The 16,436-nt window shown below is 48.0% G+C and carries 13 protein-coding genes; 2 read left to right on the top strand and 11 right to left on the bottom strand.

What is annotated here, in order from left to right; all coding sequences use genetic code 11:
• Positions 1-38: 38 nt before the first annotated feature.
• From MHH48_RS02625 to MHH48_RS02595, 7 genes are all read right to left on the bottom strand, one after another.
• Positions 39-1,199, bottom strand: a complete 1,161-nt coding sequence (locus tag MHH48_RS02625; RefSeq protein ID WP_076322404.1) for an extracellular solute-binding protein — start codon at positions 1,197-1,199, stop codon at positions 39-41.
• Positions 1,196-3,034 carry a sigma-70 family RNA polymerase sigma factor gene (locus MHH48_RS02620; protein WP_076322405.1) on the bottom strand — a complete coding sequence of 613 codons (1,839 nt, stop codon included), beginning with the start codon at positions 3,032-3,034 and terminating at the stop codon, positions 1,196-1,198. Before MHH48_RS02620 ends, MHH48_RS02625 begins: the two co-directional genes overlap by 4 nt.
• Positions 3,035-3,222: 188 nt before the next feature.
• Complete coding sequence (locus MHH48_RS02615; RefSeq protein WP_076322406.1) at positions 3,223-3,936, bottom strand: DUF1266 domain-containing protein; 714 nt, start codon at positions 3,934-3,936, stop codon at positions 3,223-3,225.
• 8 nt (positions 3,937-3,944) lie between these two features.
• Positions 3,945-5,231: a J domain-containing protein gene (locus MHH48_RS02610; protein ID WP_076322407.1), complete on the bottom strand. Its 1,287-nt coding sequence runs from the start codon at positions 5,229-5,231 to the stop codon at positions 3,945-3,947.
• Positions 5,224-6,897 carry a molecular chaperone HscC gene (locus MHH48_RS02605; RefSeq protein WP_144023450.1) on the bottom strand — a complete coding sequence of 558 codons (1,674 nt, stop codon included), beginning with the start codon at positions 6,895-6,897 and terminating at the stop codon, positions 5,224-5,226. The genes MHH48_RS02610 and MHH48_RS02605 overlap by 8 nt, the downstream gene beginning before the upstream one ends.
• Positions 6,898-7,029: 132 nt before the next feature.
• Positions 7,030-8,136, bottom strand: a complete 1,107-nt coding sequence (locus tag MHH48_RS02600; protein ID WP_076322409.1) for a GIY-YIG nuclease family protein — start codon at positions 8,134-8,136, stop codon at positions 7,030-7,032.
• A 426-nt stretch (positions 8,137-8,562) separates the two neighbouring features.
• Positions 8,563-9,429 carry an AraC family transcriptional regulator gene (locus tag MHH48_RS02595; protein ID WP_076322410.1) on the bottom strand — a complete coding sequence of 289 codons (867 nt, stop codon included), beginning with the start codon at positions 9,427-9,429 and terminating at the stop codon, positions 8,563-8,565.
• A gap of 125 nt (positions 9,430-9,554) precedes the next feature.
• On the opposite strand from MHH48_RS02595, the gene MHH48_RS02590 reads away from it, so the two are divergent.
• Entirely contained in the window at positions 9,555-10,844 is a 1,290-nt protein-coding gene (locus MHH48_RS02590) for a Gfo/Idh/MocA family oxidoreductase (protein ID WP_076322411.1), read from the top strand.
• A gap of 69 nt (positions 10,845-10,913) precedes the next feature.
• Here the strand turns inward: MHH48_RS02590 and MHH48_RS02585 are convergent, their stop codons facing one another.
• Together MHH48_RS02585 and MHH48_RS02580 are read right to left on the bottom strand one after the other, a co-directional pair.
• Positions 10,914-11,933 carry a Gfo/Idh/MocA family oxidoreductase gene (locus tag MHH48_RS02585; protein WP_076322412.1) on the bottom strand — a complete coding sequence of 340 codons (1,020 nt, stop codon included), beginning with the start codon at positions 11,931-11,933 and terminating at the stop codon, positions 10,914-10,916.
• Positions 11,934-11,958: 25 nt separating this feature from the next.
• Positions 11,959-12,732, bottom strand: coding sequence for a sugar phosphate isomerase/epimerase (locus MHH48_RS02580; RefSeq protein ID WP_076322413.1), 774 nt, complete (start codon positions 12,730-12,732; stop codon positions 11,959-11,961).
• 139 nt (positions 12,733-12,871) lie between these two features.
• Between MHH48_RS02580 and MHH48_RS02575 the strand changes: the two genes are divergently transcribed.
• Entirely contained in the window at positions 12,872-13,699 is an 828-nt protein-coding gene (locus MHH48_RS02575) for an AraC family transcriptional regulator (RefSeq protein ID WP_076322681.1), read from the top strand.
• 492 nt (positions 13,700-14,191) lie between these two features.
• On the opposite strand, the gene MHH48_RS02570 is transcribed toward MHH48_RS02575, so the two are convergent.
• Together MHH48_RS02570 and MHH48_RS02565 are read right to left on the bottom strand one after the other, a co-directional pair.
• Entirely contained in the window at positions 14,192-15,256 is a 1,065-nt protein-coding gene (locus MHH48_RS02570) for a trifunctional transcriptional activator/DNA repair protein Ada/methylated-DNA--[protein]-cysteine S-methyltransferase (RefSeq protein ID WP_076322414.1), read from the bottom strand.
• A gap of 306 nt (positions 15,257-15,562) precedes the next feature.
• Positions 15,563-16,432 carry a carbohydrate ABC transporter permease gene (locus MHH48_RS02565; RefSeq protein ID WP_071219105.1) on the bottom strand — a complete coding sequence of 290 codons (870 nt, stop codon included), beginning with the start codon at positions 16,430-16,432 and terminating at the stop codon, positions 15,563-15,565.
• Between the last annotated feature and the right edge of the window lie 4 nt (positions 16,433-16,436).

Below are 16,436 nucleotides of genomic sequence, written 5' to 3'. Positions count from 1 at the left end.
AAGATTCAATTCCACAGTTCTCTGTAACTGATAGATTCCTACGATACAATCTCCGCCCAGCGGGATAACGTTTCCTCGACGCCGGCTTCTCCCTTGATCATCCGCTCAATATCCCGATTAATTTGCTGCCTTGACAGGTTCCAGACCTGATTGGAGAGATAAGCATTCTTATCGATTCGCTCCATGGCATACAGGGCCGGACCCCACCAAGGGTTATCGATACGTCCAAGTTCCTTAGCCAATGTTCTTGTGATGGGCACGCCCCAATAAGCACGCCTCGCTTCCTCCGAAGAAGGCAGTGCTAATTCTTTCAGCAATTCCCATGCCAGCTCAGAATACTTGGACGTGACAGGAATGCCGTAGCCTGTCGAGTACATCGTATAAATATCCCTGCCGCCCTGTGCATGAGGCAATCCTACCACGCCATAGGCTTCACTTAACTCGGGATCGTAGGCTATCCCGTTATGCCAGCTAAAGTCATAGATCATGGCAAAACGTTTTGAATGGAATATGTTGTCAACCTGGACTCCCGGCGGAGGAGCCACTCGATGCTTCCGATAAAGGTCCACAATCCATTGATACGTGGCGTGCGCGATCTCGCTATCCGTATAGCCCCTACCCACAGAACCGTCGTCCGACAAATGCCGCCCTCCCCTGCGCATAAGAAACGGCTCCAAAAATTCCACATCCGGATAAATGTAAAAACCATACCGTGATTCATCCCCGTTCTCTCCGTGCCGCGTCAAGCGGACCGCAGCATCAAGAAATTGATCCTCTGTCCATTCATTCGTAGGAAAGGGTACATTCGCTTCGGCAAACCATTTTTTGTTATAAAAAATTTGGGGTACTGCGACATCCACAACCGGCAGCACAGCTAGCTGGCCCCCCCACATCGGCTGCGTCAATGCTCCCTGATAAAAATCATCCATCTTCAGCACCGGATCATTCCTCAGATAAGGCAGCAAATCTTGAACAACACCTTTACGTAACTGAGTAGAATAACCACCCTCACGGATATGCAGCAGATCAGCCCCTTCGTGATGGAATTGTTCCATCACGCCATAGCTGTCCTCCGCCTGGACCAGCACCACTTTGACGTCTGGCCTGAAAACTTCGAATGATTGAATCACCGTTTGCACATATTTAAGATCATATCCATTCGCTTCTGTGATGAGGCGAAGCTCAGTTGATGTTGTCACTTATGATCCCTCCTTATATTATCAATCACGAATTGCAAACTTCGCATGGCTTCCCTTTCCTGTTCATGAGCCCGTTTCAAAAGATCGCTTGCCGCCACGATCGCTTCCGGGTCAGAACTTCCGGTGCCGCAAGGAAACGGGAAGAGCGTCTCCAGTTCCGTCCACATCTTTGCCGACTCTTCATAACATGTTATGAGATGATCATAGGCTTCATTTATCTGATACTCAGACGATATCGTTGAATCATGGACTATTCCACTATCAGCCGTTTCATGGCAGCCCCTTTGCGCACTCCATCGGTCCTTGAGATCGCGAAGATACGTCACGGCATGCCTCCGGGCATCCCCATACACGCGAATCAAATAGCTCATCCCATGCAGATTGATATGCGCTTCACCCCGCTTCAGGTGATCCCTCCAGGCATCATAAGCCGCCAAACCCTGCACATAATAAGGAAATGGGGTACGCGGCGAATAACCGTCACCCTCTACAGCGACTCTGGCGATACGGCTTAGCTGCTCCGCCATAGAAGACGATGCAATCTGCCCTGTGTCATTTACCTGTTCGGGTCTCTTTTTAATTCCGCACAAAAAACGCAAGCTGCTTGTTGTCAGCTCTTCGTACGTTATGGTTTTCATGTAAGGAGCCGACGGGTCCGTCACATAAAGCTCCTGCCGACCGTCATCGTAACCGTAAATCAGGCTCCATTCAAACGTAAAAGGCTTCTGAACGTAGGTATCAAAAAACATCACCGGCGTTCCCGCAATCAAGTATTCCCTGACAAAGTTCATAACCTCAGGACTCCTTGATTTGGCAAAAGGAAAGGAGGAGGCTACGGGGACCAGCGGGACGATACCTTCATCCGGAAGCTGACCACTCACAAATGCAGTCTCATATCCCATCCCATCAAACAGCTGCCTTAATACCTCCTGCCAATCGAACACAAACGCACCGTCAGCATAGGTCGACAATCCGGAAATCCGCAAACGAAAAGCAGAACCGGAGCGTCCAATCAGGTCGCTCACACTATATGTATGATTCGTCATGTCCAGCATCATGGATACGGTATCGATGAGTGAAGACGCCGTTTTCCTCGTTCTAGTTCTAGGCAATGGCAACTTTTTCACCCAGCTGTTTCCTCCATTCTCCTCCTGATCCGGTTTCCCTGAAGAAGCAGGGATCAGCATGCGGGAATGCTCCTCACGCACCTTGCGTTTGGCCCTATAGATGTAGGTATAGACCGACTGGGTTGTCGTCTGGAACATCGCGGCGATCTCATCAGGAGACCATTGTTTAAAAAAATAAGCTTCAAAAATGCCGCGTTCCTTGCGGCTTAAGCCGTGCAGGAAGGACTGGATCATTTCAATCGTTTCCTTGCGTAAGTACAACGTCTCCGGATTCAACTCATTCTGTTTGTGCGTTAGCTTCACAGACAGAAATTGTAAAATATGATCCACATCGCCCCAATCGATGTTCGCGGAATCCATCGTTTGGGATGGCTTCAGGCTGGTGAATGGCTGTTCGATTCGATAAGGACCGCCGCGTCGCAGCTTCATCTGGGCCTGCCTGCGGACAATGGCCCGCAGCCAGCCCATGAATCTGGATGAATCGATCAGTTGTCCGACGTGCAGGAACGCCTTGATTAACGAATCCTGCACGATGTCCTCTGCCATATGGGTATCCCGGGTCATGGAACGCGCCCAGCTACGAGCCGAGGTACGATGGCGGCGAACAAGCTCCCCGAAGGCTTCCGTATCTCCTGCCTTCGCCCGCTCTGTTAAGATGCGGTCCTCCATCGTCTCGATAGTGGTCCCATCTGCCGTGGTTTCCAGCATAAGTTCCCTCTCCTCCTCTCTTTGAACGGTTATTTATAGGGCCTATAGAAGAAAGATGCCTGCGGCACTCATGATTTGAACAAAACTTCGGATTTTTTTAAAAGCAATAGAAAAACCAAGATCCCCAATTCCAAGGTAGGAATGGATCTCTTGGTTATCTGCATCATTGTTTATCCGACTACCCATATTTACTGGCATTGATCCCATGTGAGGTGCTTCCAGTAACTATATGGATGCTGTAAACAGTTATAATAATTTTTCAAGAAGGCATCATCTACGTTTCCACTGCCAACCCAGAATAATCCTCCTACCGTGCTTGACAGTGCATATTCTTTAAAACTTCCAAAGTATGTATTTGCAAGAGAAGCGATTTGTTCCAACCAGTTAAACATTTCTTCTTCCTCTATATATCCCAAATATGCAGATAAGCGGCACAGACTCGTACCATTTGCAATATCGAAACCTCTAATGCCACAAGCGAGCAACGTTTTGTCATACTGAGCCACAACAGAATATCGTATGTATTTTTCTTGTTCATGTTGGATACTTTTTAGCAGCTTAGCTCTTTCCTGCAATGGCATAACAAGAAGTGAGCCCCTTATTGAATCAAATAAGACATTCAGTTCGCTACCCTGAAGCAGCTCCTCGATCTTCACTTTAAATGTCTTGTGACTTGAAACACCAAAACGGCCTAGAAATTGACTTGTTTCTTCTTTTCTTAACGCTTTCTCTAGCCCTTGTGATTCAGGAACGCCAAAAATTATTTCGGGATCAAGCTCTAACTCGTTATTCTTGATGTTCTCCCAAAAACCCTGCTTCATAGAAATGATCTCTAAATCATGCTTTGCTCCAAATACAGAAGTCATGCTTAAAGAGAGATTCCATAACTTTTGATGAATCATCGAATAACTTACCTCTCTAATTGATTTACTAGTAATACCACTTTTATTACTCCAATAATTAAGACAATGATCAAGATCATTGACAGCAATACATCTCCTATTTCAAAAATCATAGTGTATATCCCAGTTAATAGAAACAGTAATATGCCGCTAAACACTAAGATCTGAAAAAGGAGAGAAAGGTTCCTCCTTATAAAGGTTAAATAACTTTCTTTCTCAGGAAGATCCGGAAAAAAGAACATACTTTCACTACATTTAGAATAGTCCAGCTCCAGATCCATTGCATAAATTTGGTCAAAACACTTATCATCCACCGTTTGGTTTCGTGCCTTTATTTCCTTAAGAATCAGGCCTAGGCCTCTCCGTGCCTCAATGTTGTCCTGATCTCTGGATAAAGCTTGATTAAAATCCTGCTTCGCTTTTTCATAATCGCCGTTTTGATAATATGCATAACCCCGATATACAAAGGCATCTACATCATTGGGAATGAATTTTAATACCCTGGAAAAAGTTATTTCAACGCGATCATAATCACCCAAAACATAGTAAGATACGCCTAATAACTTATACAATACCGGGTCTCTATTGTATATTTCCATAGCCTGCATAGCATAATCTATGCCCTCTAAGTATTTCATATCACGGATAGCCAAAAAAGCTTGAAATCTTAAATCAGCATACTTCTCGTAATCAACAGCAAGATTAGGATCCAAGTATTGAAAAGTGAGCCCCAGGTCATATTGAATCATATCCTTCCAAGGGAACCATGAAAGTTTGCTGAAAGACAATTCGCTGTCCAGGTATAACCATATGTCATGCGGCAGGTGAGGGTTCTCTATAAAAAATTGTATGGCAACTTCGGATAATCGCTCGCTTACCACCAAGGATTGATGTAAAAAAAGTGAAGTCCAGCTATTTATATCCCTGCGTTTAAAAATATCATCATAGATGGCACGCATCTCTTCATAAAAGTCGCTTACCTCGACTTCATCCGTAATGATAATTCGTTCTTGTTCTTCCTGTTCTCCATTGACTTCATCCGTAATAACCTTTTGTTCTTCTTTCGTTATGAAGTCAGCTTCAGAACCAAAGAGCGCTGAATGAGTATCATTGGAAGGAGCTTTATCAAGCTGTTCAGCCCACTTCATAGCCTGTTCATATGCAGCCCGAAGCCTCATGAACCCGTCCGGGTTATCTTCCGGATGATATTTTTTTAATAATCTTGTGTAGGCACGTCGAATTTCTTTTTTATTTTTTGTGGGCCTGATTTCCAGAATACTCCACGATTTATTCAAATGGCCACTCCTCCACGCTTCTTAAAAATCGTTCGAGTCGCTGTGCCGCTCTTTTAATTTCTAGAGGGTTCTGTTGATCTAAAATTTTCTCGAAATTCTCTAGTTCACGGGCAATGGTAATTCGTATATCTGATAAATTTTCCTCAAACAACCGTTCCCCAAGCGCTAACAAAAATTGATGTTTACTGTTCTCACGTGGGTGGATTTTTAATTGTTCAAGTTCACGCAATCGCTGACTTATTTCTTCCTCGGTCATGCTAATAGAACTATTGATAATAACCTTTGATTTCTTTTCCCGGGTTACGTGGGAATAAACCTCGACCTCCAATAAACCATTGATATCATAGGTGAATCTAACATCAATTACCGAGTGTCCTGCAGGAGCCGGTGGTATATCCAGTTCAAGATCCCCAAGTAACAAATTATTCTCGGTATTGCGGCTTTCTCCTTGATAAATGCTGACGGTAATCTGAGTCTGATGGTCATAAGCATTGCAGAACTCACTCACTTTACTGTAAGGAATGACTGTATTCCTCTCAATTAACGGAGCAAACCGATCGCCTGCAAGTCCAATTCCTAAGGTATACGGACAAACATCGGTAAGCACCGTTTCGCGGAGATTCTGATGACGTTCCTTCATCGCTGCATAAATTCCGGCTCCAATGCCTACAACTTCATCCGGGTTTAAATGGCTAAGAGGAAATTTGCCGAATAATTTAGATACAAATGCGCGAATAACAGGCATCTTAGTCGAACCACCGACTAAAATTACATGGTCTAATTCATCTGGGTGAACGGAGGAATCCATTAATGCCTGCTTTAGTGGTTTCTTAAATTTTGCGAGTAAATCCATTACCATCTTTTCAAATTCATTACTCGTAATCCGCGATGTATAATTCATTCCATTAATCATGCATGACATCTCGCCAACATCTGATTGTGAAAGAGCCTTTTTACAATTCTCTGCCTGTTTACGGAGCATAGAGTAGGTTTTGTGAGCTGTCCTGTCTAACTTCATGTTGTGCTTCTCCAGGAAATATCGAATCAGACAATCGTCGAAGTCTTCACCGCCCAACCAATTATCTCCTGCAACAGCCCTTACTTCCATGACATCCTCCATCATATCTAAAACCGAAACGTCAAACGTTCCTCCACCTAAGTCAAAGATAAGCACTTGCTTTTCTTCTTCCAAATCATTTAAACCATAAGCTACAGCCGCCGCCGTAGGCTCATTAATCAATCGTTCGACCTTCAGACCCGCCAAAACCCCAGCTTCCTTCGTAGCCCTTCTTTGATGATCATTAAAATAGGCTGGTACACTTATCACTGCCTCAGTAACTTCCGTTCCCAAATAGTTTTCTGCATCGGCTTTAAGTGATTTAAGCACAAGAGAAGAAAGCTCCGTTGGTGAAAATTGATAACTGCCCAGATCATACTTTTTTCCTGTACCGATATGACGCTTAAAAACAGCAGCGCTCATATGTGGATGAGTTATTAACCGCTCCTTCGCTGCACTGCCAGTTATGATTTCACCTGTCTCAAGTACACTCACCACAGACGGGGTCAGTTTTTCTCCCATCGCATTTGGAATGATTACACATTCATCTTCTATAAAACAAGTAACTAAACTGTTCGAGGTTCCTAAATCAATGCCAATAATAGCCACTTCCATCACTCCATCTTTATTACAAATTTTCCAGAAAATTATTTCTTTTATATTTATATCGGCATTCCAAACTTTTTTTTGATTTTTTGGTAACAAAAAAACCGGGCTGTAGCAACCCGGTTCATGATCAAATTAAGATGACATAATATAATGATTCAAAAAATCCCGCAGTGCAGCCTCCATATCAGCCTCCCCACCGTCTTCGATCCATGGATCCTGAATAACAAGATAACGGCAAGCGCTGCTCTGCAAATAGCTGTAGATGATTTGTGCAGCATCGATATCTTCCCGGGTAACCTCGGTAGCATCGCATTCCATATCCCTCGTGAAATAGCTGAGAATCAAGGCTTTGACCCTCTGCCTCAACGATTCCATGTCCACTGTGGTAGCCACAGAGCATCGCTCGCTGTGCAGCACAACGTTCCCCTTAATCAGAAATAACTTGATCGTATCTTCGTCTAGATACTCGTAGACAACGATGCTGTGATTCTCTTCGGCGAACTCGATCACATGCCGTTTACTTAAGAGAAAGTTCACCGCCTCCATGCCGTCCCTGTATTTTGCAGCCTGCTCAAAATCGAAACGCTCTGCGGCGTCGAGCATGTTGCGCTCCATTCCATCATATAAACTTCGGTCGTCCCCCTGAAGCAGAGCAATGAATCGATCCATGATTTCATCAAATTGCCGCCCGGTTTCGCCGCCAAGACACTTACCAAGACAGAGGCCAATCGAATAATTTAAGCAGGGAGTATTTGCCGAAGAAGCGGCAGGTGTATGATTACAGGCGATTTTACAGCATTCCTTAACCTTTTGCACTGCATGTTCAAGACTATGTCTGCTGGCTGTATAGGGGCCGAAAAAACGAGAGCAGTCGTGACCGCCTTCATCCAGTGTATCTGTAATTTCCAGCCAGCGCCAATCTCGCTTTTGCCGCAATACGATATAACTGTAACCTAGCGGATTTTTCATCTTGCGGTTATACATCGGCTTTAAGTCCTGAATGAGCCTGCATTCCAGCATGAACGCCTCAAACTCCGTGTCGGTGACGATATGCTCCAGGTCTTTGATATGCTGAACCAGCTTCTTCACTTTTGGGGAGTGCGATTTATTGTTGTAAAAATACGATTGTACTCGCTTCTTGAGACTTTTGGATTTGCCAACGTAAATGACCGTTCCCCGTGAATCTCTCATGAGATATACGCCCGGCGACAGCGGCAACTCTTGTATTTTTGTTTTCATTTTGACTGTCGATCCTCTCAACGAATCTATCAAACATGGCGTTTTCCGTTCAATTCCAAGATACCATATGCACACCAAAAAGCACCACCGTCAAGGGCTGATCCAACTCGATGAATGTGGTGCCACTATTAGGGACTAGGGCTACAGCCTCTATTACCCCTTCTCGCATAGATTTGATTGGTTGTCATGCTCCCGCACCCGACCGGCGGCCCAAAAATAACAGACTCTCGAATAGGCGCGACGGCACGCGCATAATCTTTTTCATTGGTGCAATACGCACGCTGCGCGACCTCATTCGGCAGGAAGCGCAGAAAATCTGAGTCATACACAAAATCAGGGCTAGCTCCTCGCTGTAGTAAAATAGAGACTATCTATTTCAATTCAGCTTTTTCTAGTGAGCCAGAAAGAAGACATAGCCATATCCCCCTAACTTCGCATTCGATACTGCTGCCGATATTGCCTCGGCGACATCTGAACCGCCCGCTTGAACATCTTACCAAAGTGGGAGAAGTTGCTGAATCCCGAGCGCATGGCGATATCCGTGATGGGATCATCACTCTCCCGCAACAGCCGCTGCGCTTCCTTGACCCGAAGCAGATTAAGATAATCGCTAAAGGTAAACCCCGTTGTCTGTTTGAACAGCCGGCTGAGATAGTGCGGACTGATTCGGAACGCCTCCGCTATCTCGGGCAACGTTAAGGCCTTCTGGTAGTTGTCGTTAAGATACCGGACGACCGCCTGGGTCTTCGGATGAAGAACCGGCTCGGTATCGGCGGAGCGAACCGTTCCCAGATGCTGGTTACGGTAGGCGAAGAGCAGCAATTCAACCGTCCGGTGCCGCAGCAGCCAGCTGCTCCCCGCCTGGGGACGGACCATCTCCTCCACCATTTCACCGACCATTCGCTCCATGACTTCACATGCCGGTGAAGAAAGCCTTAGAATCGGAACATCCCAGCCGAACGGCTCCTTCAGTCCTTCGGCCAGGTCGGGGGATACGGTCAATTCCGCAAACAACTCCGGACTTATATAAAGGACAACCCGGTCATGATCGGGCCGGCCGCTGTCCAGCGTCTTATGAACGGCATTCCGGTCCACGAAAACGAGATCCCCGGCTCTGACCCGGTAGGAACGGTCCTTAATGAAGTATATGCGCTCACCCGATAACAGGTAGTACAACTCGTAATGATCATGAAGATGGTCAACCGTCATGGAGAAATATCCAATGCGGCGGTCATATTCAATGTCCAAATATCCGCTGGGATCGTGGTAGTCCGCTCGAAACGGCTTCGTCATGTCGCTGCCCCCTTTGCTTGGATTATAGCAAAATAAGCGGTGTTCGAAAGCGATTAAACATAAAATGCGGCGAAAGAAGTACTTCTTTGTTATAGGCTATAGCTATATTCAAGGAGGCGATAGAGATGATTGACAAGAAACGTTATGTTTTGGTCGGAACCGGCGGCCGAGCCGAATTTTTTTATGGCGCCCTAGCCCAGAATTTCCGTGACAAATCCGAGCTTGCTGCCTTTTGCGATATCAACCAGACTCGCATGAATTACGCGAATCAGCTGCTGCGGGAAAAATATAAATACGCCGAGGTTCCTACATACACCGCGGACCAATTCGACCAGATGATCGAGAACGAGAAGCCCGACTTCGTCATTGTCACGAGCATCGACCGGACCCATCACAAGTACATTATCCGCGCGATGGAGCTTGGATGCGATGTCGTGACCGAGAAGCCAATAACGATCGACGAGGAGAAATGCCAAGCCATCCTGGATGCCGTCAAGCGGACCGGACAAAATATCAGGGTCACCTTTAACTACCGTTACGCTCCCCATCATACCAAGGTACGGGAGCTAATCATGAATGATACCATCGGCCAGGTGACCTCGGTTCACTTCGAATGGCTGCTGAATACCCGCCACGGAGCGGATTACTTCCGGCGTTGGCACCGGGACAAGCGGAACAGCGGCGGACTGCTCGTCCATAAATCCACCCATCACTTCGACTTAGTCAATTTCTGGATCGGCTCGCATCCTGAAACCGTTTTCGCATTTGGAGATCTCATGTACTATGGTAGAGAGAATGCCGAAACACGGGGCGTAACGCAATTTTACAATCGTGCCACCGGCAACCAGGTTGCGAAGGAGGATCCTTTCGCGCTCCATCTGGATTCCGATGCGCATCTCAAAGCCATGTATCTGGATGCTGAGCCGGAAGATGGCTATCAGCGGGACCAGAGCGTTTTCGGCGACGGCATTAATATTGAAGATACGATGGGCGTTCTCGTGCGGTATCAGAACAAAGCCATTTTAACGTATTCACTGGTGGCCTATCAGCCGTGGGAAGGCTATCGCATCGCAATTAACGGCACCAAAGGCCGGATCGAGATGAACATTGTTGAACAATCCTACGTGAATTCGCTGGGCGACAAGAATCAGGAAGGCGCGTTAATCGGAAAAACGCTGCGGGTGCTTCCAATGTTGGATGCCCCTTATGAGGTTCATGTCGAAGAGAAAAAAGGCGGGCATGGTGGAGGCGACCCGGTTCTTCTGAATGATTTGTTCGGAGAGCCCGTGGAAGATCCGTACGCCCGTGCGGCCAACCATATCGATGGAGCGAGATCCATACTGACAGGAATTGCAGCCAACCGCGCCATCGCAACCGGCATGCCTGTCCGAATCAACAATCTGGTTCGTTTTTAAGCTGTACAAGGGTGCTCCACACACAACAGAAAAAGAGCCGTCCGCAGACGGCTCTCCCTGAATATCATATTACAGCTTCACAATTTTACCGGTCTCTTGGGATTCGAATGCACCCAGGATCACGTTCAAGGAACGCAGTCCTTCCTCACCGGAAATGCTTGGAGGCGTATTCGTAAGAATGGATTCGACAAAAGTGTCGATGACGCCGCTCGGAACCTGCTTCTCATTGGTTGCCATGGCGCCGACCTTGTAGGTTTCCACCGTACCGTCGGTCAGCTCAACAACCACTTCATCACCGTTAACGGTACCGATCATCATGGCGCCCTTCTCGCACCATAATACCGTTCCGTTATCGCCGGCTCTGTAATGCGTCCAGCTCGCCATCAGTGTGCCTACGGCCCCGCTCTTCATGCGAACGATGCAAGTCGCGTTGTCGTCCACATCGGTTCCGTCTTTATGAACCGTTCCGATGAAACCCGCCACTTCCGCGATTTCATCGTTCAGCAAATAACGGATAAAGTCGGATTTATGCACGCCGAGGTCACCCATAGCGCCCATAATCGCTTCTTCTTTGCGGAAGAACCAGCTGTCGCGACCATCGAGGCTCCAGCTCTCCGGACCGCCGTGGCCGAAGGAAGTACGGAAGGTAAGCACCTTGCCGAGCTTGCCGGAATCCAGGATTTCCTTCGCTTTCACGTGCGGAGGCATGAGACGCTGGTTGTGGCCTACCATGAGGTAAACCCCATTTTTGCGGGCTGCCTCGATCATTTGCTCTCCTTCTTCAGCCGTTGTTGCCATCGGCTTCTCCACCAGCACATGAAGACCGGCATTCGCAGCCGCGATGCTCATTGGAGCATGCAGATAGTTCGGCGTACATACGCTAACGGCATCGAGCTTCTCGTTCTTCAGCAGTTCTTGATAGTCTGTATAAGCTTTACCGCCATACTGGGCTGCCATCTCTTCGGCGCGTTCCTTTACCGGATCGGCAAAAGCAACCAGTTCCACGTTAGCATTGTTCGCGTATTCAGGAATATGTCTGCGCTGGGCGATTGCGCCGCAGCCAAACACAGCCACTTTAATTTTACTCATTGAAAGTCTCCTTTGTGCAAATAGATTAAAATTGGTTCAGGTAGTTCTGCTTCAGCCAGTTCATGCTGTTCTCCACGCTTTGCAGCGGCGGATTCTGACATACGTCCTGCTCGACGATCAACCATTCCGTGCCTGCATCGGATGCAGCTTGAATGACGCCCGGCAGGTTAACCGAGCCTTGACTCAGCTCCAGCGTTTTCATGTTGCCTTCTGAATCCTTACTAAAATCTTTCAGGTGAAGCAGCGGAAGACGGCCTGCATATTTTGGAATGTAAGCAAGCGGATCTTGTCCGGCGAATTGTACCCAGCATACGTCCATTTCCACTTGCACGGCTTCCGGCGTCGTTGCGGAATACATCGCATCAAATACGAACTGGCCATCGACCTCGGCTTCGAATTCGAATGCATGGTTATGATAACCAAAGATCAGGCCCTGCTTGCGCGCTTCAGCCCCTACTTCCTCCAGGAAGGAGAAAAGGTTCTTCCAATCGTCGGCATCTTTACGATCTTCTTCGGCCACATATGGACACATCATATATTTAGCGCCAATGGTTTTCAGGTAATCAATTTCCTTCTGCAGATCTGCACGAAGAAGGTGCAGGCCTACATGACTGCCGATCGCTTTCAGGCCAAGTTCTTGAAGAAGCGTTTTCATTTCCTCGGCTGGAATGTCTCCATACCCTGCAAATTCCACCCCTTCATAACCTAATTCAGCCACTTTGCGAAGCGTACCGCGGAAATCCTGTGCTGTCTCATCGCGCAGCGTATACATTTGCAAACCAATGTTCATTCTTCTCATTATAGCGCACCTCGATTCCAAAAATGAGTTACTGCTCTATCTGCTACTATCATACATGCAAATAGGCTAAAATGAACATAAACAATATTGCTGCAACATGAACTATCTGCTTACATTTTTACTGGGGGTTGTTACCATGATGGAAGCAAGACTGCTCATCTGCGACTATTCCTATCACTTTCAGCAGTTCAGCAACAGCCATCGGGGTGGCTTGACGACCTATCTGTTCCGTCTCCAAACCGAAGGCTCCTGCGAAATCTACTGTAACGGCATCGAGCACCACGTGCAGGCAGGCGACCTGCTGCTGCTGAAGCCCGGCGATGAATACGAGCTGCGGGTGAAGGAAGACGGCGAGGATGGCCGCGTGTCCAGCGGGGATTATTTTATATTTTGCGACGGCACCTGGATTGATGATTGGTGGAACCGCATCCCCCGCCCTGTCGTCAGCCATGTCGGGCTCGACGATCATTTGCTGGGCTTGTGGAGACAGATGCTGCTGGAGAAGCGGCGCGGACTTGAGGGGGAAATCGGGGAGCTGACCGACTACCTGCTGCGGAGTCTCTGCCTCTGCCTGGACCGGGCCATTACCGAGATCAAGCCGACCGATCGTCTTGCCTTCACCGCCCTGCGGCTGAAGCGATTCGTAGAGGAACATGCCACCATCACCTTCAAGCTGGAGGAGGCTGCTTCCCATGTGGGACTCAGTTTATCCCGTGCCGTTAAACTGTTCAAGGAATATTACGGAAAAACGATGATCCAGTACGCCCTGGAGATCAGGTTGAATGCAGCCGTCGAGCGCATGAAATACAGCACCATGACGCTGGAGGAAATCGCGGAAACCTGCGGCTTTGCTAGCTATTCCTATTTTCACCGGGTATTCCGGGCCAACTATGGCGTGTCCCCGGTCAAGTTCCGGGCAACGGCAACGGTACCGGCCAGGCCGGAACAAGCAAAAGGCCCCCGCTGAATTTTTTCTACTATATAATGAAGTAATAAAAAAGCAGCCCATGCTCATCCTTAAAGGCAGGAGCTTGGCTGCTTTGCGTATTCATAACTCGATATATTTTCCAGAACTCTTTTTCCGGCCACATCCATTCATATTATCGCGGCCCCGGAGGCAGCAAAGACAAGCGCGAAATAGACGCCTACCCAAATCAGATGACTGCGATTCCACTCCCGGGGCTTGATCTCTACCACGTACGGGAGCAGCCATATGAAACTGACGGCAAACCATACGGTCTTAGCATAAAATAGTTGAGTTCGTGATCCAACACGCTTTCGGTGTACAGGAATCGATATAACAAACGTCCCGTTTCAGAAACAGAGTATCTTTAGAAACCACATAGGGACAATCCAAATTATAGCATAAGACTCCTGCATCCCGAGGCTACTTTATAGCTAATCGTCACCCGCAGGATGGAGGCAATAATCCATCTGCTTGGTTAATGACGAACGTCTGCTATTCATGTATGGTTGCAGCACTCATCGGTTTCTCATGATGCAGCAGCCACTGCTTGCGTGACAATCCTCCGCCATATCCGCCCAATTCGCCGCTCGTATTGATCACCCGATGGCATGGAATGACAATCGCGAGCTGGTTGGCGCCATTCGCTTGAGCAACGGCACGATAGGCGGTAGGCCTTCCCATCGTTGCTGCGAGCTCGCCATACGAAGACGTCTGTCCAGGTGGAATCTGCAGTAACTGATCCCATACTTCTTTTTGAAACGGCGATCCTAATAGAAACAAAGGCGTCTTGAATTCCGTTAATTCCCCGTCAAAATACGTGCCGAGTTCAAGTTCGATCGAACGGATCGGAGCTGTATAACCCGGAATGATGGCCGACTTGGTTCTCTGCCGGAGACGTTCAACCTCACGCTCCAAGCCCCGGCGGTCCACGAATTCGAGCAAATACAGCGCCTCCTCATCCGCGATGGCCATCATCGGTCCAAGGCGCGTGTCGAGCCACGATGCTTTTAAGATCTTGTTATTCCCCGATCGAGTAGGCGCTGCGCCCATAATGCGCGAAAAAGCATCCCTAAAGCCACTGCTGGACTCGTAGCCGGTCGACAGCTGCGCATCGATGACGGCATGCCCCTCCCGGATTTGCTTCAGGGCAAGTCCCATCCGCCGTGCCCGTGCATATTCGACGAAGGTCATCCCGAACCGCTTCTTGAATTGGCGTCTCGCCGTCGAAGCATCCACGGACAGCTTCTGAAAATCCTGGTTGGTCCACCTTTTCTCCGGATTTTCTTCCACCGCCTCAACGAGCAGCCGGACCAGGTCGGACACCTGATTGGGGTGTGATAGCGGACGGCATCGTTTACAGGGCCTGAAGGAAGCAAGCAGCGCTTCTTGAGCCGTCTCGTAAAATTCACAATTTTCCATTTTTGGTTTTCGGGCCGGACATGTCGGGCGGCAGAACACCCCCGTGGTCTTCACGCCCACATAAAAAACGCCCTCGTACTCCGATTTCTTTTCCACTAATGCCTGATAATACTCCTGTTGATTCGCAGCCGATATCACTTGGGGTTCCTCCCTCGATCTCATATACGTACACTGTGGCTATCGCTTGCAAGCCATCATCTCATGCTCTCTTTGTCCTTGTCTTCCTATTATATTGGATATGCCGGCATGGCGTAGCCGAAAATCGTGCATGAATATTTTCGAGGGAGAAGCGAAAACTTTGCCAACTTCAGTACTTAAACAAACCGCACTACGGAATTAGACCAACCTGATAATCCTGGTTGACCTAATAATACGAAAAACCCCTTCCGTTGACCGGAAGAGGCCTTTCTTTTAAGAATATTGAATTTCCTTAAGACCAAAGATCTAACCTTTGATGGACCCTGCCACCATACCCTTCATGATCTGCTCCTGCAAGATCAAGTAGGCCACGATCGTTGGAATGACTGCGATCGCCATCGCTCCCATCGTCAAGCTGTAATCCGTGCCGAAGCCGTCCGAGAACAAGGACAGACTTAGCGGCAGCGTCTTCAGCGCTTGCGTATTGATAAATACGAGTGCGAAGGAGAAGTCATTCCAGAATCGAAGGAATGCCAGAATCGATATCGTTGCCACGATCGGCGTACAGAGCGGAAGAATCATTCTGCCGAAAATTCCCCACCAGCCGCTGCCGTCAATCATGGCCGCTTCTTCAATCTCTCTTGGAATGGATGACATGTAAGCCATCGCCAAGAAGATCGCGATTGGCAGCTCAAATGCCGTATAAGGCAGAATGAGCGCACCGTACGTGTCGAGCAGGCCGATATTTTTCATCATAATAAATAGGGGCACCAGCGTACTATGAATCGGAATCAGCAGCCCGGTCGTAAACAACACGACCACCAGCTTTTTGAACCGAAACTCGAATCTGGACAATACATATGCCGCAAGTACACTGAGCAGGATGGTCAGAACGACAGCTGTAATCGTCACAACCGTTGAATTCAGCATCGCTCTGCCCATATTTCCAAGCTCCCATGCCCGGAATAAATTCTCGGTCATCCACTCCTTCGGCAAGCCGTAAGGGTTGGTGAAGAAATCCTGATTCGATTTAAACGCGCTCGTAAAAAGCCAGTACAAGGGATAGAGCGTAAGAATCGCATACACAATCAGCAGCAATTTTACGAACCCGGTTAACCCCTTCGTGATGACGCGTTTCCCTGAGGCGCTTCCGGTCCCGGTCGTCTGTAAATTCACATCG

The sequence above is a fragment of the Paenibacillus sp. FSL F4-0100 genome (assembly GCF_037993005.1).
In the GTDB taxonomy this organism is placed as follows: domain Bacteria; phylum Bacillota; class Bacilli; order Paenibacillales; family Paenibacillaceae; genus Paenibacillus_AQ.
Note: the sequence above shows the minus strand (reverse complement) of the source record. Positions and strands in the feature narration are given on the sequence as shown.